General features: G+C 65.7%; 17 protein-coding genes and 3 tRNA genes. 17 read left to right on the plus strand and 3 right to left on the minus strand.

Translation table 11 applies throughout. The annotated features are described in order from the left end of the window. Positions 1-120 precede the first annotated feature (120 nt). From yajC to CAL19_RS13790, 4 genes are all read left to right on the plus strand, one after another. Positions 121-465 (plus strand): preprotein translocase subunit YajC, encoded by a 345-nt coding sequence (gene yajC, locus CAL19_RS13775; protein WP_094797067.1) that lies wholly within the window; start codon positions 121-123, stop codon positions 463-465. Between the two features lie 66 nt (positions 466-531). After that, entirely contained in the window at positions 532-2,412 is a 1,881-nt protein-coding gene (secD, locus tag CAL19_RS13780) for a protein translocase subunit SecD (RefSeq protein ID WP_026639950.1), read from the plus strand. A gap of 50 nt (positions 2,413-2,462) precedes the next feature. Next, the gene (gene secF / locus CAL19_RS13785) at positions 2,463-3,395 is read left to right on the plus strand and encodes a protein translocase subunit SecF (protein ID WP_094797068.1); all 933 of its coding nucleotides are present in this window, start codon (positions 2,463-2,465) and stop codon (positions 3,393-3,395) included. A gap of 35 nt (positions 3,396-3,430) precedes the next feature. Beyond that, on the plus strand, positions 3,431-4,168 hold the full coding sequence (locus tag CAL19_RS13790; RefSeq protein ID WP_094797069.1) for an ABC transporter substrate-binding protein: 738 nt from the start codon (positions 3,431-3,433) through the stop codon (positions 4,166-4,168). Between the two features lie 376 nt (positions 4,169-4,544). On the opposite strand, the gene CAL19_RS13795 is transcribed toward CAL19_RS13790, so the two are convergent. Then, positions 4,545-5,285, minus strand: coding sequence for a phosphatase PAP2 family protein (locus CAL19_RS13795; protein WP_094797070.1), 741 nt, complete (start codon positions 5,283-5,285; stop codon positions 4,545-4,547). A gap of 200 nt (positions 5,286-5,485) precedes the next feature. Between CAL19_RS13795 and miaB the strand changes: the two genes are divergently transcribed. The 13 genes from miaB to CAL19_RS13860 all read left to right on the plus strand — a co-directional run bounded on the left by miaB (position 5,486) and on the right by CAL19_RS13860 (position 17,120). Continuing rightward, entirely contained in the window at positions 5,486-6,907 is a 1,422-nt protein-coding gene (gene miaB, locus CAL19_RS13800) for a tRNA (N6-isopentenyl adenosine(37)-C2)-methylthiotransferase MiaB (protein WP_094797071.1), read from the plus strand. Between the two features lie 8 nt (positions 6,908-6,915). Then, positions 6,916-7,947, plus strand: coding sequence for a PhoH family protein (locus CAL19_RS13805; protein ID WP_094797072.1), 1,032 nt, complete (start codon positions 6,916-6,918; stop codon positions 7,945-7,947). Then, positions 7,937-8,404, plus strand: coding sequence for an rRNA maturation RNase YbeY (gene ybeY, locus CAL19_RS13810; protein ID WP_094797073.1), 468 nt, complete (start codon positions 7,937-7,939; stop codon positions 8,402-8,404). The genes CAL19_RS13805 and ybeY overlap by 11 nt, the downstream gene beginning before the upstream one ends. Positions 8,405-8,484: 80 nt before the next feature. After that, positions 8,485-9,384 carry an HlyC/CorC family transporter gene (locus CAL19_RS13815; protein ID WP_094797074.1) on the plus strand — a complete coding sequence of 300 codons (900 nt, stop codon included), beginning with the start codon at positions 8,485-8,487 and terminating at the stop codon, positions 9,382-9,384. Then, on the plus strand, positions 9,381-11,021 hold the full coding sequence (lnt, locus tag CAL19_RS13820; RefSeq protein WP_094797075.1) for an apolipoprotein N-acyltransferase: 1,641 nt from the start codon (positions 9,381-9,383) through the stop codon (positions 11,019-11,021). Before CAL19_RS13815 ends, lnt begins: the two co-directional genes overlap by 4 nt. A gap of 180 nt (positions 11,022-11,201) precedes the next feature. Further along, positions 11,202-11,277 (plus strand) — tRNA-Ala (locus CAL19_RS13825). Positions 11,278-11,312: 35 nt separating this feature from the next. After that, a tRNA-Glu gene (locus CAL19_RS13830) sits at positions 11,313-11,388 on the plus strand. A 28-nt stretch (positions 11,389-11,416) separates the two neighbouring features. Further along, positions 11,417-11,493, plus strand: a tRNA-Asp gene (locus tag CAL19_RS13835). Between the two features lie 256 nt (positions 11,494-11,749). Then, the gene (locus CAL19_RS13840) at positions 11,750-12,043 is read left to right on the plus strand and encodes a hypothetical protein (RefSeq protein WP_026639724.1); all 294 of its coding nucleotides are present in this window, start codon (positions 11,750-11,752) and stop codon (positions 12,041-12,043) included. Next, positions 12,033-12,347, plus strand: a complete 315-nt coding sequence (locus tag CAL19_RS13845) for a hypothetical protein (protein WP_051423762.1) — start codon at positions 12,033-12,035, stop codon at positions 12,345-12,347. Before CAL19_RS13840 ends, CAL19_RS13845 begins: the two co-directional genes overlap by 11 nt. Before the next feature lie 7 nt (positions 12,348-12,354). Further along, a complete protein-coding gene (locus tag CAL19_RS13850; protein ID WP_094797076.1) occupies positions 12,355-13,974 on the plus strand; it encodes a PepSY-associated TM helix domain-containing protein in 1,620 nt (539 codons plus the stop codon). Beyond that, a complete protein-coding gene (locus CAL19_RS13855) occupies positions 13,971-16,097 on the plus strand; it encodes a TonB-dependent receptor (protein ID WP_170941535.1) in 2,127 nt (708 codons plus the stop codon). Before CAL19_RS13850 ends, CAL19_RS13855 begins: the two co-directional genes overlap by 4 nt. A gap of 111 nt (positions 16,098-16,208) precedes the next feature. Beyond that, entirely contained in the window at positions 16,209-17,120 is a 912-nt protein-coding gene (locus CAL19_RS13860) for a LysR family transcriptional regulator (protein WP_026639726.1), read from the plus strand. A 35-nt stretch (positions 17,121-17,155) separates the two neighbouring features. Here CAL19_RS13860 and CAL19_RS13865 read toward each other — a convergent pair whose 3' ends face one another. Together CAL19_RS13865 and betC are read right to left on the minus strand one after the other, a co-directional pair. Beyond that, positions 17,156-18,130: a Bug family tripartite tricarboxylate transporter substrate binding protein gene (locus CAL19_RS13865; protein WP_026639727.1), complete on the minus strand. Its 975-nt coding sequence runs from the start codon at positions 18,128-18,130 to the stop codon at positions 17,156-17,158. Positions 18,131-18,140: 10 nt separating this feature from the next. Beyond that, entirely contained in the window at positions 18,141-19,718 is a 1,578-nt protein-coding gene (betC, locus tag CAL19_RS13870) for a choline-sulfatase (protein ID WP_094797078.1), read from the minus strand. Positions 19,719-19,725: the final 7 nt, after the last annotated feature.

The following is a 19,725-nucleotide window of genomic DNA, read 5'->3' on the forward strand; positions in this document are numbered from 1 at the left end:
CTATACCCCGCCCAACATCGCTACAATAGTCGGCTTGCCCTGTCCAAGGCTCGCGCGGGGACGGGCGCAGAACATATATTTCCCATAACCTGACCCGAACAATCCATTCAGGAGATTTCCATGTCCGTAATCGACACCGCCGGCCTCGTGCTGGCCCAGGCAGCCCCCGCCGAGGGCAGCGCGCTGATGGGAATGCTGCCCATCGTGCTGATGTTCGTGATCCTGTATTTCCTGATGATCCGTCCGCAGATGAAGCGCCAGAAAGAACACCGCAACCTGGTCAGCAACCTGGCCAAGGGCGACGAAGTCATGACGGCGGGGGGCATGCTGGGCCGGGTGTCCAAGGTCACCGACACCTATATCAACCTCGAAGTCGCGCAACTGGCCGACAAGCCCGTCGAAGTGGTAATGCAGAAGACCTCGGTATCCGCGGTACTGCCCAAGGGAACCATCAAAGACCTGTAAGCGTCATACCAGGCCCTCGCCCGAGGGCCTTTTTTCGTCCTTTCCACGCATCACACCTAGCCGCCAATGAACCGCTATCCCCTCTGGAAGTACATTACGGTGCTGGTCGCGGTCGTTATCGGCCTGCTTTACACCCTGCCCAATTTCTATGGCGAATCGCCCGCGGTGCAAGTGTCCAGCGCCAAGGCCACCGTCAAGGTCGACAACGCCACGCTGGGCCGTGTCGAACAGATACTGGCCGACGGCGGCGTAACGGCCACCAGCGTCTATTACGAGCAGAACGGCGCCCTGGGCACCATCCGCGCGCGCTTCCCGTCCACCGACGTACAGCTGCAGGCGCGTGACCTTCTCGAAAAATCGCTCAACCCGGTCGCCGACGACCCGCAATACACCGTGGCCCTGAACCTGCTGCCCGCCTCGCCGCCCTGGATGCGCGCGCTGGGCTGGTTCGAGCCCAAGCCCATGTACCTGGGGCTGGATCTGCGCGGCGGCGTGCACTTCCTGCTGCAGGTCGACATGCAGGGCGCGCTCACCGCGCGTTACGACTCGCTTGCAGGCGACGTGCGCACCATCCTGCGCGACGAAAAACTGCCCAGCCGCGGCGTCGAGCGCTCCGGCACGTCGGTGGTCGCCACCTTCGCCAGCGCCGACGAGCGCGACCGCGCCTATGCCACCCTGCGCAGCCGCCTGCCCGACCTGCAATTCACCGAAACCGAAGACGCCGGCCGTCCCGCACTGGTCGGCGCCCTGAGCCCTGCCGCGATCACCCGCGTACAAGATTCCGCGCTCAAGCAGAACATCAACACCCTGCACAATCGCATCAACGAACTGGGCGTGGCCGAACCGGTCATCCAGCAGCAGGGCTCAGACCGCATCGTCGTGCAACTTCCCGGCGTGCAAGACGTGGCCAAGGCCAAGGAACTGCTCGGCCGCACCGCCACGCTCGAAATCCGCATGGTCGATGACTCGCCGGCCGCGCAATCGGCGCTGGCAAGCGGCACCGTGCCGTTCGGCCTGGAACGCTACAACGACCGCGACGGGCGCCCCATCCTGGTGCGCCGCCAGGTCGTCCTTACCGGCGAAAACCTGCAGGACGCCCAGCCGGGGCGCGATTCGCAAACCCAGCAGGCCGCCGTGCACCTGACGCTCGACAGCAAGGGCGCGCGCATCTTCCGCGACGTCACCCGCGACAACGTCGGCAAGCGCATGGCCATCCTGCTGTTCGAAAACGGCAAGGGCGAAGTCGTCACCGCTCCGGTAATCCGCAGCGAAATCGCCGGGGGGCAGGTGCAGATATCCGGCAGCATGACCGCCGAAGAAGCCGCCGACACGGCGCTGCTGCTGCGCGCAGGCGCCCTGGCCGCGCCCATGTCCATCATCGAAGAGCGCACCATCGGCCCCAGCCTGGGCGCCGACAACATCGCCAAGGGCTTCCATTCCACCCTTTACGGGTTCCTGGCCATCGCCGTCTTCATCATCCTGTACTACCACCTGTTCGGGGTGTTCTCCACCATCGGCCTGACGATGAACGTGCTGCTGCTGCTGGCCCTGCTGTCCATGCTGCAGGCCACGCTGACGCTGCCCGGCATCGCGGCCATCGCGCTCACCCTGGGCATGGCCATCGACTCGAACGTGCTCATCAACGAGCGCATCCGCGAAGAACTGCGCAACGGCGCCACGCCGCAGCAGGCCATCCACCACGGCTTCGAGCGCGCCTGGGGCACCATCCTGGACTCGAACCTCACCACGCTCATCGTGGGGCTGGCCCTGCTGGCCTTCGGCTCGGGCCCGGTGCGCGGCTTTGCCGTGGTGCATTGCCTGGGTATCGCCACGTCGATGTTCACATCGGTGGTCGGCGTGCGCGCCCTGGCCAACCTGTGGTACGGCCGCAAAAAGAAACTTGCCAAGATTTCCATCGGCACCGTCTGGAAACCCAAGACAAACTGATCCCGCGCCGGGCGGCATACTCGCCCGGCCGATAAGAAGCAAGGCAGAACATGGAATTTTTCCGCATTCACCGCACCATACCGTTCATGCGCCATGCCCTGGTGCTGAACCTGATCAGCCTGATCACGTTCGTGGCGGCGGTGTTCTTCATCGTCACGCGCGGCTTTCACCTGTCGATCGAGTTCACCGGCGGCACGGTCATGGAAGTGGGCTACGCGCAAACCGTGCAGCTCGACGGCGTGCGCAGCGCCGTGTCCGGGCTGGGATACACCGACTTCCAGGTGCAGAACTTCGGCACCTCGCGCGATGTCATGATACGGCTGCCCGTTACCGAAGGGCAGACGTCTGCCACGCAAAGCGAAGCCGTCATGGGCGCACTCAAGGCAGTCGACCCTTCGGCCGAATTGCGCCGCGTCGAGTTCGTGGGCCCGCAGGTGGGCCAGGAACTGCTGCACAACGGCCTGATGGCGCTGCTGTTCGTCGTGATCGGCATCATGGTGTACCTGGGCTTTCGCTTCGAATGGAAATTCGCGGTGGCCGGGGTCATTGCCAACCTGCACGACGTGGTCATCATCCTGGGCTTCTTCGCCTTCTTCCAGTGGGAATTCTCGCTGGCGGTGCTGGCCGGCGTACTGGCGGTGCTGGGCTATTCCGTGAACGAATCCGTGGTCATCATGGACCGCATCCGCGAGAACTTCCGCAAGCAACGCAAGGCCAGCGTGCAGGAAGTCATCAACAGCGCCATCACGCAAACCATCTCGCGCACCATCATCACCCACGGCTCGACCCAGATGATGGTGCTGGCCATGCTGTTTTTCGGCGGCCCGTCGCTGCACTACTTTTCGCTGGCCCTGACGATCGGCATCTGGTTCGGCATTTATTCGTCGGTATTCGTGGCGGCCGCCCTGGCCATGTGGATGGGCGTCAAGCGCGAAGACCTCGTCAAACCCGTCAAGAAAGAAGGCGAGCCCGAGGCGCCCTGAGCCTGCGCGCCGCCTCCCTGGCCACGACAATCACCATGACCCTCGACGCCCAGACCATCCAGGCCTTTACGCCCACCGGCAAGTTGCGGGCCTCGATCAACCTGGGCAATCCCATCCTGGCCGGCCGCGACCCGTCCGGCCAGCCTGCGGGTGTCTCGATCGACCTGGCCCGCGCCTTCGCGCAGCGCCTGGGGGTGGAACTGGAACTGGTCGTGTGGGACAGCGCCGGCAAGTCCGTGGAAGCGGTTGCCGCCGAACAGGCCGATATCGGGTTCTTCGCCATCGACCCCGTGCGCGGCGCAGACATCGCGTTTACCGATGCGTACGTGCTTATCGAAGGCGCCTATCTGGTGCGCAACAGCTCGCCGCTGCAACAAGGCACCGAAGTCGACCGGGCAGACGTGCGCGTCATGGTGGGCAAGGGCAGCGCGTACGACCTGTACCTGACGCGCGAGCTCAAGCAGGCCCGGATCCTGCGGGCTCCGACCTCGCCTGCGGTGGTCGACGAATTCCTGGCGCAGGACGCCGACGTCGCCGCCGGCGTGAAGCAGCAGCTCGAAGCCGACATGAACCGCCTGCCGGGCCTGCGCCTGCTGCCGGGCAGCTTCATGGTCATCCGCCAGGCCATGGGCACGCCCAAAAGCCGCGGCCCCCAGGCGGCCGCAACACTGCGCGCGTTCGTCGAAGACATGAAAGCCAGCGGCTTCGTCGCCCAGGCGCTGCAGCGCCACCAAATCCAAGGCGCCGCCGTCGCACCGCCCGCGACCGCATAAAAGGTGCCCGACTCCCCTGCGGAAGGTGTCTGACACCCCTCCCGGGGAGTCAGACACCGGCAAACTACCTGCCAACCAAGTCGTCAGGTGTCTGACTCCCGCAGGGTGTCTGACACCCCTCTCGCGGAGTCAGACACCGGCAAATTACCGGCCTACCAAGTCGTCAGGTGTCTGACTCCCGCAGGGTGTCCGACACCTCTCTCGCGGAGTCAGACACCGGCAAACTACCAGCCAACCAAGTCGCCAGGTGTCTGACTCCCGCAGGGTGTCTGACACCCCTCTCGCGGAGTCAGACACCGGCAAACTACCTGCCAACCAAGTCGTCAGGTGTCTGACTCCCGCAGGGTGTCTGACACCGAGCATCCCGGCCTTCAGCCTAGTCCTTGCTACGCCAGCGCCACGGCGTCCTGAGCATCCAGCGGTACTGGCTGCCCAGAATGTACGGCGCCAGGTAGTGCGCCACCATGATCCCGATGAACGCTGCCGCGGTCACGTCGGTAAGAAAGTGGTCCCGGTTGATGACCCGGCTGGCCGCCACGACCGCTGCCAGCGCCAGCACCGGCAGTCGCCAGCGCGGCGCAATGTGCCCGATGACGGCCGCCACGGCAAAGGCGGTAAGCGTATGGCTGGACGGAAACGAATCGTACGGCTTGCCCGCGAAAGGCGCCCCCAGGCCATGCAGCCCCTGTTCCAATAACAGGTCGGGGCGGGCGCGCGACACGATTCTCTTGAGCGCCAGCGTGATCAGGCCGCCGATGGTCATGGTGCCCAGCAACAGCATGCTGTAGCGGGCAAGCTGCTCGAAACCGGCCTTCAACGGGCAGGCCCAGCCGCGCCGGATGCCCACCAGCGACACGGCGTACAACAGCAGGCCCGCCCACACATACACGGCCGTGCCGCCCAGGCTGCCGATCTGTTTGAACACCTCATTGACCGGCTCGGACACGTGGCGCTGGACGGCATATGTCAGGGGCAGGTCGACCCACCGGCTCAGCAGGAGCAACACCACCGCGAAACAGGCGGTAAGCGCCACCCCGCGACATGGCCGCGGCGCAACAGTGCGCGTCTGCGGCGAAGCGGAAGGAATGGATTGCGAAGGCAGGCCGGTTCGTGACATGAAGCAGTAGAAAAACAGGGTAGACCGCTCGCGCCGGTGACTGGCCGGCACATGGAACCCGGGGCGGGCCCCTCGCGCGGGCTGACATCGTAATCGCCAATTGCGTCCGCACCAAGTCATCTTTGCATCGACGCGTTAAAATCGGCGCTTCCCCATTCGAAACTACGCCCCCGGGATCTACACCCGTCACGGCGCACGCCATGCAAGAAACCTCTATCAAGCGCGCCGGCGCCTCTGCCGCCACGCCCGCCTCCCCTTCCCCTTCGCCCGCGCGGTCTGGCGCCCGCAAGCTGTATATCCGCACGTTCGGCTGCCAGATGAACGAGTACGACTCCGACAAAATGGTGGATGTGCTGCGCGGCGACCAGGGTCTGGAGCTCACCAGCACGCCCGAAGACGCCGACATCATCCTCTTCAATACCTGTTCGGTACGTGAAAAGGCGCAGGAAAAAGTCTTCTCCGACCTGGGCCGGGTGCAACACCTCAAGAAAATCAACCCCGACCTGGTCATCGGGGTGGGCGGTTGCGTGGCCAGCCAGGAAGGCGAGGCCATCGTCAAGCGCGCGCCCTACGTTGACGTGGTGTTCGGCCCCCAGACGCTGCACCGCCTGCCCGAGCTCATCCAGCGCCGCCGGTCGTCCGGAACCTCGCAAGTCGACATCAGCTTTCCCGAGATCGAAAAGTTCGATGCCATGCCGCCGCCCCGTGTAGACGGCGCCACCGCCTTCGTGTCCATCATGGAAGGCTGCAGCAAGTATTGCAGCTTCTGCGTGGTGCCCTATACGCGCGGCGAAGAAGTCTCGCGCCCCTTTGACGACGTGCTCGTCGAAGTCGCCGACCTGGCCGACCAGGGCGTCAAGGAAGTCACCCTGCTGGGCCAGAACGTCAACGCGTACCGCGGCCCCATGGGCGACACCGGCGAAATCGCCGACTTCGCCACCCTGCTCGAGTACGTGCACGAAATTCCCGGCATCGAGCGCATCCGCTACACCACTTCGCACCCCAAAGAAATGACACAGCGCATGGTGGATGCCTATGCCAACCTGCCCAAGCTGGTGTCGTTTCTGCACCTGCCCGTGCAGGCGGGCAGCGACCGCGTGCTGGCGGCCATGAAGCGCGGTTACACCGCGCTTGAATTCAAATCGGTGGTGCGCCGCCTGCGTGCGGCACGCCCGGGGTTGACCCTGTCTTCGGATTTCATCGTCGGCTTTCCCGGTGAAACCGAAGAAGACTTTCAAAAAACCCTCAAGCTGATCGAAGACGTGGGCTTCGACACGTCGTTCTCGTTTGTCTATTCGCGCCGGCCCGGCACGCCCGCGGCCGATCTGTCCGATGATACGCCGCAGGACGTCAAGCTGCGCCGCCTGCAGCAGCTGCAGGCGCTGATCAATCAGCAGGCAGCCGCGATCGCGCAATCGATGGTCGGCACGCGCCAGCGGCTGCTGGTCGAAGGGCCCTCGCGCCGCGACCCCAATGAACTGATGGGCCGCACCGAAAACAACCGCATCGTCAACTTTCCTGCCCCGCCGCGGCTTATCGGGCAGATGGTTGACGTCGTCATTACCCAGGCCTACCCGAATTCGCTGCGCGCCCGCGTGGCGGACGTCGAAGGCACGTCATAAGGTTACGCATGGCACCCACTCGCCGCACCCGCCGCACCCTGCCCGCCGTCGTCCACCTCGAGGGCGATAACACCCACCTGGCCAACCTGTGCGGGCCGCTGGACGAAAACCTGCGCCAGCTCGCCGATGGCATGGGCGTCAGCCTGGCGCGGCGCGGCAGCCGGATCACGCTGGAGGGCGAACGCGCCGAGCTGGCCGGCCGCGCCCTGCGCCGCTTCCATGACCAGGCCGTGCATCGCGCCCTGTCGGTCGAAGACATCCAGCTGGGGCTGGTCGAAATGGGCGTGGGCCGCGATGCGCCGCCGGTCGATGCTCGCGGTATCGATCCCGCCGCCCTGCCCGACGCCGCGGGCGTCGATGGCGCCGATGGCGACGCCATCGTGCTGCGCACCCGGCGCAGCGACCTGCGTCCGCGTACGCCGCGCCAACGCGACTACCTCGACAACATTCTCAAGCACGACATCACCTTCGGCATCGGCCCGGCCGGCACCGGCAAGACCTGGCTCGCCGTGGCATGCGCCATCGACGCCATGGAACGCGACTCGGTGCAGCGCCTGGTGCTGACACGTCCGGCGGTCGAAGCCGGCGAGCGCCTGGGCTTCCTGCCCGGCGACCTGGCCCAGAAGGTCGACCCCTACCTGCGCCCGCTGTACGACGCCCTGTACGACCTGATGGGCTTCGACAAGGTGCAGCGCCTGTTCGAAAAGCAAACCATCGAGATCGCGCCGCTGGCCTATATGCGCGGGCGCACGCTCAACAATGCGTTCGTCATCCTGGACGAGGCCCAGAACACCACGCCGGAACAGATGAAAATGTTCCTGACCCGCATCGGCTTCGGCAGCAAGGCGGTCATCACGGGCGACCCGTCGCAGGTTGACCTGCCGCGCGGCCAGCAAAGCGGGCTGGCGCACGCCGTGCGCGTGCTCGAAGACGTGCAGGGCATTGCCACCACGCGCTTTACCAGCCGCGATGTCGTGCGCCACCCGCTGGTGGCGCGCATTGTCGATGCATACGATCGTGCGGCCGAGGATGAGTCCTGAACTTTCCCTGTCGGTGCAGTACGGCATCAATGAGCCGCGGCTGCCGCGCTGGCGGCTGCGCCGCTGGGCACGCCGGGCGCTGGACGGCGCCGCGGGCGACGGCCTGGCGTGCTTCGAGCGGGCCGAGCTCAGCGTGCGGCTGGTAGGCCAGGCCGAAGGCCGCCGCCTGAACCTGGCCTATCGCGGCCGCGACTACGCCACCAACGTGCTCACCTTCGAGTACGGCACCGACCCTGCCGGCACGGCTCGTGGCGATGTCGTCATCTGCGTGCCCGTCCTGGCGCGCGAGGCCCGCGAACAGGGCAAGCCGCTGCTGCACCACGCCGCCCACCTGACGGTTCATGGCGTGCTGCACGCGCTCGGCTACGACCACATCAAGGCGCGCGATGCCCGCCGCATGGAAACCCTGGAAACCGCCATTCTGGCCGGCATGCGCATCGCCGATCCCTATGCCTGACCGGGCCTGGGGCCGCGCCGTAACAATTAGCAGCCGATATTCGGTTATGCTGATCCTTCCGTAACTTGTCCGTCCGGACGATGTCTGACCCTTACCCTAGTACTGACGCGCCCCACGCGCGCGACCAAAAACCCGCCACCAAATCCCTGCTAGACCGCATCCTGGGCCTCGTGCGGCGCGAGCCCGAAGACCGCGAAGGCATCAAGGCCGTCCTCGAAGCCGCCCACGACCGCGACTTGATCGACGTCGAATCGTACGGAATGATCAAAGGCGCGCTCGCCATGTCCGAGCGCACTGTCGCCGACATCATGGTGCCGCGGTCGCGCATGGATCTGCTCGACGTCGCTCAGCCCCTGCCCCAGCAATTGGCCTTCGTCATCGAAACCGCTCACTCGCGGTTTCCGGTGTATGAAGACGACCGCGACAACATCATCGGCATCCTGCTGGCCAAAGACCTGCTGCGCGGCATGCTCGAACCCGGCATCGAGCTGCGTTCGCTGATCCGCCCCGCGGTGTTCATTCCCGAAGCCAAGCGCCTGAACGTGCTGCTGCGCGACTTCCGCGCCAGCCACAATCACCTGGCCATCGTCATTGACGAGCACGGCGGCATTTCGGGCCTAGTCACCATGGAAGACGTGCTGGAGCAGATCGTCGGCGATATCGAAGATGAATTCGACGACGACGACGAGCAAAGCATCTTTCCCGAAGGCGAAAACCAGTGGCGCCTGATGGCCACCACCGAAATCAGCCATTTCAACGAAACGTTCGCCACCGATCTGCCCGATGACGAATACGACAGCGTAGGCGGCTGGCTCGGCGGGCAGCTCGGACGCATTCCGCGCCGCGGCGACAGCGCCGTGCACCGCGACATGCTGATCGAGGTCATCCGCGCCGATGCGCGCCGCGCCCTGTGGCTGCGCGCCAAGCGCACCCAGGCCCCGGCCACGCCCGACGCCGACATGGCCAATACCGGCACATGAGCGCCGGCCGGCACTCGCGCTGGGCCGCACCGGCCCTGGTCGCCGCGGGCGCGGCACACGCACTGACATTCGCGCCGGGGCCTCTGCCCGCGTTTGCGCTGGCATTCGTGCAGATCGTGGCGCTGGCCTGCGTGGCGCATGCCACGCTACAGGCGCCGGGCCTGCGTCAGGCCCTGCTGCGCGGCTGGCTGTTCAGTTTCGCCACCTATTCCCTGGGGCTTTACTGGATCTTCGTCAGCCTGCACCGTTACGGCGGTCTGGCAGCGCCGCTGGCGGTGGCCGGCGTCCTGGCGCTGTCGGCCTTCCTGGCGCTGTTTCCGGCGGTCGCGTGCGTGCTGGCGCGCTGGCTGTGCCCGCCGGCCCAACCGGGCGACCCCGATCCCGCGCCCGCGCGGCGGCTGCTGATCACTGCCATGGGCTGGGCGTCGGCGTGGGGCCTGTTCGAATGGCTGCGCGCCACGGTACTGACCGGATTTCCGTGGCTGAACATCGGCTATGCGCACGTCGACAGCCCCCTGGCCGGATGGGCGCCCCTGCTGGGCGTGCACGGCCTGGCCCTGTTGGCCGCTTTCCTGGCCGCCGCCCTGGCGGGGTTGTGGCAAGTCGTGCGCAGTTCGGGGCACCTGCGCCGCCATGACACCCGGCGCGGCCTGGCCTGCGCGCTGGCCCTGGCGCTGGCCATCGCGGGCTGGCCCCTGGCCGGCATCTCGTGGTCGCAACCCAGCGGCACGCCGCTGCAGGTGCGGCTGGTGCAAGGCAACGTCGAGCAGTCGCAGAAGTTCGACCCCGCGCTGATGGAAACGGGACTGCGGCGCCACCTTGAACTGGCGTCCTTGCCCGCGCCGGCTGCCGACCTGATCATCCTGCCGGAAACCGTGCTGCCCGTCTTCCAGGACCAGCTCGATCCGCGCGTCTGGCAAGCCTGGCGCACCGTCGCCGCGCGCAACCAGGCCGTCATCGCCATGGGCGTGCCGCTGCGCGCCGCCGGCGCCGACGGCAAAGTGCATTACACCAACAGCGTCATCGGCTTTGACCGCGATACGCCGCTCGAGCAACTGCGTACCGGCACGACCGCGCTGCGCTACGACAAACGACACCTGGTGCCCTGGGGCGAATACGTGCCGCCGGGGTTCCGCTGGTTTGTCGACATGCTGGACATCCCCCTGGGCGACTTCGATCGCGGCGAACGCCGCCAGGCGCCCTTTGCGGTGGGCGGCCAGTACGTGGCCTTCAATATCTGCTACGAAGACCTGTTCGGCATTGAATTGCTGCCCGCCCTGCGGCCCGGCCCGCAGGGCGAGCCGGGCGCCACCATCCTGGCCAACGTCAGCAACCTGGGCTGGTTCGGCAATACCTGGGCGCTGCGCCAGCACTTGCAGATCGGCCGCATGCGCGCGCAGGAAACCGCACGGCCCATGCTGGCCGCCACCAACACCGGCATCACTGCGGCGATCGATGCGCGCGGCCGCGTGGCCGCACAGCTGCCGCCGCACCAGGCGGGCATCATGCCGGTATCCGTACAAGGCATGACGGGGCTGACGCCCTACGCACGCTTTGGCGATACGCCGGTGCTGGCATTGATCGCAGCGGGGCTGATCGCCGCAGCCGCATTGGGGCGGCGCAAAATTCGCGCGTGAAGCATCGGGTTGTGGTCTGCACACACGGCCTTTTTTGCAACGCGTTCACATTTTTCTTGGCCCGACTTGCACACGAAAAAAAACTCGTGCATAATCTCGTTTCTTCGCCAACGGCACTAAACAAAACCGGCAAGAAACGGTGCGAAAACACCGGGGTTTGCAGGTAGTGTTCAGGGATACGGGGGTATAGCTCAGCTGGGAGAGCGCTTGCATGGCATGCAAGAGGTCAGCGGTTCGATCCCGCTTACCTCCACCAGTCGAGGCGAAGTAGCAGTAACGCAGTAAGTCCAAGTCCCCTTCGTCTAGAGGCCTAGGACATCACCCTTTCACGGTGAGTACAGGGGTTCGAATCCCCTAGGGGACGCCAGAATTTCTGGCTAGTAGTAAACCGCTGCGGAGCGGTAGTTCAGTTGGTTAGAATACCGGCCTGTCACGCCGGGGGTCGCGGGTTCGAGTCCCGTCCGCTCCGCCAAAGAATTCAGCAAAAAGGGTTAGCGATCTCGCTAGCCCTTTTTGTTTTTCGTCTTCCGTTCCGGTTCTCGGAATCAGGCCATCTGCCCAGAGCACGTCCTGCGCGCCCCATACAGGCGCGCCCAGCACGCAAGCCCCTTGCCGGCTGTTCACGGCTGTTCACCATGCGGCACTTTCGGCATCAATGCATTGACTCGTGCACCAGCAACCGATAGAGTCCTGCCAAATTTTTAATAAGATTGGTTCTCATATCGATTATGTTTTTGAATTTGCTGGGCCCGGTCAGCCTGCCGGCGCTTGCGCTGGCCTGCGTACTCGCCAATCTTTCAACTGAAAGGGCTGCGCCGCGCATCCCCGCCGCCATAGGATGGCCGTTGACGGCGCTGCTGGTCGTGTGCGCCATCGCCGCACTGTGCCGCGATCTGTCGCTTGCCGTGGCAATATCGGTGGCAGCGCTGTACCTGATGGCCGGAATTGCGGTGGTGTCGGCATTGCTGGGCTATCGCAATCGTTCGCGTCGTCCATCTGCGCGGAATCGCCATGAGTCTTGAGGCGTCTCGCGCCCGCGCGCCGCGCAAGCCGGCGGCGGCATCCGGCATGATGCTGCTGCATCACGGACTGGTGGGCGCCGTGCTGGGGTTTCCCTTGGCGGTTCTGGTCAGCGGATGCCTGAACGCCCTGCTGGGCGATGGGCAAGACCCTGCGCAGTATCAGGTCGCCATGTGGAGCGTCGTGCCGGTGTGGGTTGCCGTCATCTCGCTTGCGTTTCTGGCGCGCACCCGCGTGCGTTGCTGGCTGGGCTTGCTGATCGCCAGCGCGGTCGCGGCAGTGATTTTCTACGGCATCATCGGATAAGGCGGACATGGCAGTCAGTGCAGAAATCGTCCGCAAGTTCAAGATCGTGCATACCTGGACAGGCATTCTGTCCAGCATTGTGTTGTTTATCGCGTTCTACGCAGGCGCGCTGGCGATATTCAAGCCCGAGATCGCCATGTGGACGCAGGCCGGGCAGTCGTTGCCGGCGGGCCGCGCCGATATCGACGCGCTGGCAGCGGCATTCGACCGGCAGGCGCCCGGCGCAGGGCAAGTGGTCTTGGCCCTGCCCCATGCCGTCGATCCGGCCGCGCGAATCTATTACACGGCGCAGGGCGAACACCGCCTGGCTTATCTGGATGGCGAGGGCAAGCTTCGGCACATCGACGCGGTGGCGGCAGGCGCCGACCTGCGCAGCGGCCCCACCGTCGGGGATTTCGTCGACGACCTGCACCGCACGGGCGGTCTGCCCACTGACCCTCACACCGCTGAACCCGTGATAGGCATCATTAGCCTGCTCTATGCCGTGGCATTGATATCGGGCGTGGTGGCGCTGCTGCCATCGCTGGTCAAAGACCTTTTTCTGCTGCGCATTTCTCACAACGTGAAGCGCATGTGGCTGGATGCGCACAACATGCTGGGAATCACCAGCCTGCCGTTTCACCTGGTGATGGCGCTGACTGCCGCGGTGTTCGGCTTGCATGGATGGATCTACTCGGCCCAGTCGCACCTGATCTATCCGCCAGGCCAGGACCCCTATGCCGCCGATCTCGCCGCGCCGCCGGATGGCCCCTCGGAGGCCCGGCAAGCCCTGCCTCCCTCCGAGCTGCTTGCCCGCCTGCGGCAAGAGGCGCCGGGCTTCCGCCCCCAGGCCCTGATGTATCGCATCGGCGACGCGGGCGTGAAAGAGGCCGGGGTGCGCGTTGCCGGCACCGACGACCGGTACTTTCTGCGCGATGGCCGCGCGGGCTACGCGCTCATCGACCAATACACCGGCGAACTGGGGGCCACGACCTATCTGCCGGGCCGGCAGACCGCTACGGCCGCAACCTTGAGCAGCTTCTTTGCGCTGCACTTCGGCAACTTTGGCGGCCTGCCCGTGCGCATCCTGTATGTGGTGCTCGGCATGCTGGGAGCGCTGGTGTTCTATTCCGGCAATCTGCTGTGGATCGAGGCCCGGCTGAAAAAGCGCCGCCCGGGCCAGCCCCCCGCCGTACAGCCCCGCCATGTCCGCTGGCTGGCTTCGCTTACGGTGGGCGCCTGCCTGGGATGCGTGGCCGGGCTTTCGGCCAGCCTGTCGGCCGGGCGCTGGCTGGCGCTTGCGGCCGATGGCCAGGCCATGGCGGCACGCTATGCCTATTACGCCGTCTTCTGCCTGTATCTTGTGCTGGCCTTCCGCCAGGGCGCGGCGCGGGCTTCTGCCGGCCTGCTATGGGGCGCAGCGGCCCTGAGCGCGCTGGTGCCGGCCTCCAACGCCCTGTGGTTCATCTTCGCCCAGCCGCCAACGGCATACGTGCCGGCGCTGGCATTCGTGGACGCCTTCTTCACCATCGCAGCCGGCCTGCTGGGCTGGCTGGCGGTGCGCGCCCGCGCGCGATACCGGCAAGGGGCGCGCATTTTTCCCGCCCCTGCCGCCGAACCGTCACTACCTTCGACCTGCGAAATATGAAAACAAAAGCTGTGCTCGTGCGCCGCGCGCCGTCTTCACTATGGCTGTGCGCGGCAATGTCCTTGCCCATCATCGCAAGCGCCCAGTCCTCGCCGGCCGTGCTGTCGCCTATCACCGTGCAGGGCCAGGCCGACCCGGAAGCCCTGCCCGCCCCCGCCCCCGGCGGCCAGGTGGCCGCGGGATCCAGGCTGGGCATCCTGGGCAACCGGAGCACGATGGATACGCCTTTCAGCACCACGTCGTATACGTCCCAGCTGATCCAGGAACAGCAGGCGCGGACCGTGGGCGATGTGCTCCTGAGCGACCCATCGGTGCGCACCACGACCAACAACGGACACATGTACGAGCATTTCACCATTCGCGGCATGAACGTGGACGGCGCCGACATGGGCTTTAACGGCCTGTTCGGCGTAATGCCGTTCGCACACGTGCCGGTGGAGTTCATCGAGCGCGTGGAAGTGCTGCGCGGCCCGAGCACAACGCTGAACGGCCTGCCGCCGACGTCCAGCCTGGGCGGGACGATCAACCTGGTGCCCAAGCGGGCGGGCCGCGAGCCCATCACCGAGCTCACGACGTCGTATATCACCAAGGGATACGGCCAGGCGCATGTCGACATCGGGCGCCGCTTCGGCGACGAGCAGCGCCTGGGCATACGGTTCAACGCCGTATACGGCAATGGCGAGACCGGCGTGTCGGGACAGCGCAAAGGCCGCGAGCTGGGCGCGTTGGGTCTGGACTACGCCGGCGAGAGCTGGCGCCTGTCCGTCGACGCCTACAGCAGCCGCGACGATATCCACAACGGCAGCCCCGCCATGTACCAGATGAGCCGGCTGGGCAAGCTGGTGACGCCCCCGAATAACTCGTCCAACCTGTTCCTTGGCACCAGCGGCGTGCAACGCGATCATGGCTTCGCCCTGCGCGGCGAAGTCGACATCACCGATGCGATCTCGGCATATGCCGCATTCGGCGGGTCGAACTCGCGCGGCCGCGGCCTGATGTTCGGCACCCGCACGGTGGTAACCGGGGAAGACGGATCGGCGCTCGGATACGTGTACAACGTCGACAGCATCGAACAGGCGCGCGTGGGCGAAATCGGCCTGCGCGGCAACTTCAACACCGGCGGCATTTCACATGCTGTGACGTTGGCGGGCAACCTCGGGAGCTACGAGCAGGATATCTATAACCGCCCCAATGCGGGATACCCGCAGAACATCTACGACCCCATCCAGCCGGACTTTCCCGACAGCCCGGATCACAAGGACGGTGCTGGCTACGACAACCTGGTGAGTTCGCTGGCGCTGGCCGACACACTGGGCTTTGGCAATGACAAAGTGCTGTTGACCCTGGGCGCGCGCTACCAGCGGGTACGACAATCGCGCGACACGGATTACGACGAGTCGCGCGTGGCGCCCATGGCGGCCATCGTGGTCAAGCCATGGGGCGAAGACACGATGTTCTACGCCAATTACGCCGAGGGCCTGCAGCCCGGCGAGACGGTGGGCTTCGGATATTTGAACGAAGGAGAAACGTTCAAGCCCACCCGATCGACACAGGCGGAATTCGGCATCAAGCTGCGCCGTGGCGATATCACGCATACCTTCAGCGCCTTCCAGGTCGAAAAGAACTTTGTCGGCGCGATCTATGAAGACGCCGGCGACCGGCTCGCCATGGGCAAACAACGCAACCAGGGCCTGGAGTGGATGTTCAACGGCCGGCTGACTCGCACGCTGACCGTGCTGGGCGGCGTGTCTTACCTGCGTTCCGAACAACGGTCCGATCTGGACGGCGGCAAGAAGGGCAACGAGGTGTACGGGTCGCCCAACTGGCTGGCCAACCTGGGGCTGGAATGGGCGACTCCCGTGCAGGGCCTCAGCCTGAACGGCCGGGTCATCTACACCGGCCCGCAATGGCTGGACTCGACCAACAATGTGCGCATGCCGTCATGGACGCGTGTGGACGTGGGGGCCAAGTACGCCACCCGGATCGCCAGCACGCCCGTGACGTTCTACGCCAACGTGGACAACCTGTTCGACCGCGACTACTGGCAAGGCACCTTCGCCGACGGCTTCGCCCTGCTGTCGCCGCCGCGCACGCTGCGCCTGGGCGCAAAGATCTCGTTCTGACGCGGGGCCCGGGCCGGATATCGCCGCGCATGGGCAATACACCTGATGGGCCCGCCGGGCGCGACTTGCTACGATGCAGGCTCCCGCCTTGCGCCCGCCGGCCCGTCCTCCATGGAACTACGCCAACTTCGCTACTTTGTCGAAACGGCCCACCGCCGCAGCATCACCCGGGCGGCGGCGGCCCTGCACATCGTGCAACCCGCCCTTACCGCCCAGATCAAGGCCCTGGAAGACGAGCTGGGCACGCAACTGCTGGAACGGTCGCCGCGCGGCGTACGCCTTACGCCCAGCGGCGAGGCTGTTCTGCGCGATGCGACTGCCATTCTCAAAGCGGTGGAAGACCTCAAGCGCCGCCACGCGCGGGCTGCGCAGCCGGGGCGTACCGTAAGAATCGGCATACCCAATGGCATGACGCGCACCTTCGCCGGGCAGCTCATTGAACGCGCGCGGCAAGAATGTACGTTCGGCGTCGAGCTGGTAGAGGGCATGTCGGGACATTTGCTCGAATGGCTGAAATCCGGCCGGCTCGACATCAGCGTGCTGTTTGCCATCCAGCCCTTGCGCCAGCTGGACACCATGACATTGGCCGTGGATACGATCGATCTGGTCGGCCCGCCCGGCGCGCTGGATCCGCAACGCCCCATAGCGTTTCGCGACCTGGCGCGGTATTCCCTGATACTGCCCAGCGCCAGGCATGGCCTGACCCGCCTGATTCACGCGCATGCCCGCGACGCGGGCGTCGAATTGCAGCAGCATGCCACGCTGGATTCGATCGCCGAAATCAAGCACCTGGTATCGCAGGGCGTAGGCTACACGCTGCTGGCGCCGATGGTGTATCAGCCGGAGATGGAACAGGGCTTGGTGTCGGCGGCCCCGCTCTGCAATCCGGCTTTCCACCGCGAACTGGTCACGGCCATCCGCCGCTCGCACGAGCCGCACGCGGATGTCGCGCAAGTACGGGTATTGATGCACGAGATCTGCGCGGGCCGCCCGGATGCGGCGGCGGAACCGGCACGCCCCTGACGCGCCGGCACGGCAAGTCAAACCCGTGCGGGGCGCTAAGCGAGCGTCACCCCCGCGCGACGGACCGTGCCCTGCCAGAGTTCGGCCTCGGCCACCAGGCGCCGCTGGAACGGCTCGCGGCCCTGCGCGACCACCATCAGGCCCATGGCTTCCAGGCGACTGGCGACCTCGGCATCGCGCGCGGCGTCCAGGATGGCCGCCTCCAGCGTGGCAATGCGCGAAGGTTCGACGCCGCTGTGGGCCACCACCCCTATCCATCCCATGCCGGCAAGCTTGCTCAAGCCCAGCTCGGTCATGCTGGGCACATCGGGCAGCAACGGCGACCGATGCTCGCCCAGCGTCGCCAACGCGCGCACCCTGCCGGCGCGCACCGACGCCACTTGCGCATAGAGATTGTCCATGGCCGCATCGACGCGGCCGCTGACCAGGTCGGGCATGAGCGCGGCGCTGCCCTTGTATGGCACCGGCACCACGCGCAAGTTCATTTCCTGGCCGATCAACAGGCTGACCAGGTGAGGCACCGTGCCGATGCCGGGCGAGGCAATGGTGATGGTGTCGGGACGCGTCTGCGCCGCTTCGAACAATTGCTGCGGCGTGCGATAGGGCGATTCTGCAGGTACGACCAGCACGTTGGGGTTCAGCGCAATCAGGGCCACGGCCTGCATATCGCGCAAAGGCTGGTAGCTGAGTTCCGGATACAACGCAGGGTTGACCACCAGCGGCGGCACGGCAAGCAGTAACGTATGGCCATCCGGCGCTGCCTTGATCGCGGCCTCGGTGCCGATGTTGGTAGCGCCCCCGGGCCGGTTGACGATCACCACGGGTTGGCCCAGGCGTCCGCTCATCGGCCCGGCTATCGCGCGCGCCACGGAATCGGTGGCGCCTCCGGGCGGATACGGCACAATCCATTGCAGCGGCCGGTCGGGAAACTGCGCGGCGCGCGCCGGCATGCCCAGGCCCATACAGGCGGCGCCGGCCAACGCGCCCTGCAGCAAAGTGCGTCGCTTCATGGTGTTCTCCTTATTCCGTGCGCGCGTTGCGCGGATGCTGTGCGGGTACGGGCTCCACGGGCGGGTACCGCAACTTGCCCTTGACCACGGAAGGGCTGGACTGCGCGCCCGCCCGCACATACTGGCGCGTTGCATCGGTGAACGGCTGGAAGTCCCACGCCGGAAAATCACCCTGCAGCCGGCTCTGCTGTATCAGCCGGCGGCGCGCCTGGCTCTGGAGGATCTGCTGATGAAGGCGCGCCGCGTCCCATTTGCGCTGCGCCAGCTCGTGCAGGCGCTGTTCGATCTCGCGCACGTCGGGCGTGCCGGCCAGGTTGTGCAGCTCGTGCGGATCCTGCTGCAAGTGATACAGCTGCGGGGGGTCCGCCTCGGCCACGATCAGCTTCCACCACCCCTCGCGCACCATCAGGCAGGGCGCGTGTGCGCCTTCGCCGTTCATCTCGCCATACACCAGGCCGGCCGGATCCGACTGCGACGATCCCAGGCCGTCTGCGAGAGACCGGCCGTCCAGGGAATGGACCGCGTCATCGGGGACTTGCACGCCTGCCAGGGCCAGGATGGTGGGGAATATATCGACCAGCGAGACCAGGTCGTGGCGCACGGCCGGCTGGTCTCGCCCGGGCGCCGAAATCAGCAACGGGATGCGCACGGCGGGGTCGAAATGCACCCACTTGTACCAGAGGCCGCGTTCGCCCAGCATGTCGCCATGGTCGGATGTGAACGCCACGACAGTGGAGTCGTCCAGGTCCATGGCGTGCAAGGCATCCAGCAGCCTGCCAACCTGCGCATCGACGTAGCTGACCATCGCGTAATAGGCATGGCGCGCCGCGTGCACATGTGCGTCGCTCACCGGGTATTCGTCCTGGCGGAACATGTACCACAGGCGCTGGCTGTGGGGGTCCTGCCGGTCAAAAGGGATGGGCGCGACGGCGGGCATGTCGATGTCCGCGGGCAGGTACAGGTCCAGGAATTCGCGCGTGGAAACGTACGGGTTGTGGGGATGCGTCATGGACACGGCCAGGAAGAACGGCCGGTCGCGATGCAGGCGACCCAGGTCATAGATCTTCTGCACGCCGCGATTGACGACGTCGTCGTCGTAGTCGATCTGCATGCTGCGCCGGCATTCACCTGCCTCGATCACACTGCGCATGTTCATGCCCGTGGGGGCGATGGGAATTTCTTCGCGCCAGTCGGGCGTCCAGCCGAAATCCGACGGGTATATGTCTGTGGTCAGCCGTTCCTGGAAACCGTGATGCTGGTCGGGCCCCACGAAATGCATCTTGCCCGACAGAATGGTCGAGTATCCGGCCAATGCCAGATGATGCAGGAATGTCGGCACCTCGGCAGAAAACTCCGACGCGTTGTCGTACACCCCTACCGAGCTTGGCAGGCGGCCCGTCAGCATCGCCACACGCGACGGCGCGCACAACGGAAAATTGCAGTAGGTATTGGCAAAGCGCGTCGACCGCGCAGCCAGGCGGTCCAGGTTCGGCGTGCGGCATACCCCGTTGCCATACATGCGCAACGCAAATGCCGTCAGCTGGTCGGCCATGAGAAACAGGAAATTCGGACGGGTAATCGAGGACATCGGGCTC

Origin of the sequence: Bordetella genomosp. 7 (genome assembly GCF_002261265.1) — a bacterium.
Classification (GTDB): Bacteria; Pseudomonadota; Gammaproteobacteria; order Burkholderiales; family Burkholderiaceae_B; genus Bordetella_A.